Consider the following 1396-nt stretch of genomic DNA (forward strand, 5'->3'; position numbering starts at 1 on the left):
AGTTATTTCAAATATGGACTTGATTATATTTTTCAGTGGTTAGATAAACTTGATTTTAAAGAAAATATGAACCCTATGATATTTTTGTCATGTACTTAGGGCATTTGAATCTTTCCGCGAGATATGACAATAATAAATACTCTGGTGATTTAGCTAAATTACTGACTGATACAGCTAGTGTAGTAGTTGCGATCTACACCAGTGGTGGTTTGATTTACAGCGGTATGGATATAATTCCTGCGAGGACGATGCGCAGCATACAAATTTTAAAAACCTCACAAGCTTGGACACCTGCAATGACAGATAGGTTTTTGGTTGATATTTCTCAAATGCCATTTGGCTCTGAGAGAGGATTAAATCTCTCAGGTTGCGCCGCTCATACAGGCTCACCAGAGGTCCTTGCGGCTATACAAACATTAATAGACAAAGGTGTCACCCTCACTGTCAATGAGCCTGCGAGGGCGAAAATGGCAAAGATAGGCAGCACAAAAACTTATAAGTTGCTATATAAGGATGGCAAGATACTGAACGATGGTTACGACATACCGAATGCATCAAGGGTATATCCGGGCGATGGCGTGATGGTATTCGAGGCGGGTAGCTTGGAAGAAATGGAAGGATTTATTGTGAGTGAGGGGCTGGTGGTTGATTCTTTAGATTATACCAGACCATAATATTATAAGCTTTCTTATAAAAATAGATTGTAGAACAAAAACAGATACCCTCTCTGTAAAGCCCCCTCGGGGGTTGGGGGCTACTATTATGAAAATAAGTGATATACAGCTAAAAATAGAAAATGCGATACCAAAGGACAAGCTATTGCATTTCACCATCGGCATGTTGCTGGCTATGCCTACTTTTATTTGCGTGTGGTGTTTGTTCCTGCCTGTTATCGTGGGGTTGGCAAAGGAGTGTTACGATAAATATCGCGGCAATCGCTTCGATATTTTCGATTTGCTGGCAACGGTGGCGGGGGGCGTGCCTATTTGTATAGTATTTATTTTGATGGGATAAGAAAAATCCCCGCCTTCATAACGGATGTTTCTCAGGCAGTCCGTTAATGATAAAGGTGTATGCGCACCACGACAGGGACTATAAGTCCTTGTTTCGGTGCGCATACACCTCTTTTTTTATGCCTGAGAGTTGCAAAAGTAATAATTATTAATTTAAAGAGAGTTTAAAGGACATTTAAAATGAGTAAAGTGTTTAAAACAGCCCCGCTACCGTTTCAGGGGCAAAAACGCAGGTTTGTAGGTAGTTTTGCATTGGCATTGCAGGAATTGAAGAAAAAACAGGATTCACTACTGTCCACTAAAAAAAAATGGACGATTAAAAATTAAATAAATTTGGTTCACTTGAACCGCTTCGTTCTTTGACATTTTTGAAATTAGTTTTG

The 1396-nt window shown here is 39.7% G+C and carries 3 protein-coding genes; all 3 read left to right on the forward strand.

The window, feature by feature from the left end; all coding sequences use genetic code 11:
- Window positions 1–296: 296 nt before the first annotated feature.
- The 3 genes from D0T57_RS15290 to D0T57_RS15300 all read left to right on the forward strand — a co-directional run bounded on the left by D0T57_RS15290 (window position 297) and on the right by D0T57_RS15300 (window position 1340).
- Window positions 297–674, forward strand: coding sequence for a hypothetical protein (locus D0T57_RS15290; protein ID WP_163274336.1), 378 nt, complete (start codon window positions 297–299; stop codon window positions 672–674).
- 88 nt (window positions 675–762) lie between these two features.
- Window positions 763–1014 carry a hypothetical protein gene (locus D0T57_RS15295; RefSeq protein ID WP_163274337.1) on the forward strand — a complete coding sequence of 84 codons (252 nt, stop codon included), beginning with the start codon at window positions 763–765 and terminating at the stop codon, window positions 1012–1014.
- A gap of 179 nt (window positions 1015–1193) precedes the next feature.
- A complete protein-coding gene (locus D0T57_RS15300) occupies window positions 1194–1340 on the forward strand; it encodes a hypothetical protein (RefSeq protein WP_163274338.1) in 147 nt (48 codons plus the stop codon).
- Window positions 1341–1396: the final 56 nt, after the last annotated feature.

The organism is Dysgonomonas sp. 511 (assembly GCF_010501105.1).
GTDB lineage: Bacteria > Bacteroidota > Bacteroidia > Bacteroidales > Dysgonomonadaceae > Dysgonomonas.

Excerpts from the sequence above, each read along its gene's own strand:
- D0T57_RS15290 (WP_163274336.1), top strand. The coding sequence starts at position 297 with ATGACAGATAGGTTTTTGGTTGATATTTCTCAAATGCCATTTGGCTCT.
- D0T57_RS15295 (WP_163274337.1), top strand. The coding sequence starts at position 763 with ATGAAAATAAGTGATATACAGCTAAAAATAGAAAATGCGATACCAAAG.
- D0T57_RS15300 (WP_163274338.1), top strand. The coding sequence starts at position 1,194 with ATGAGTAAAGTGTTTAAAACAGCCCCGCTACCGTTTCAGGGGCAAAAA.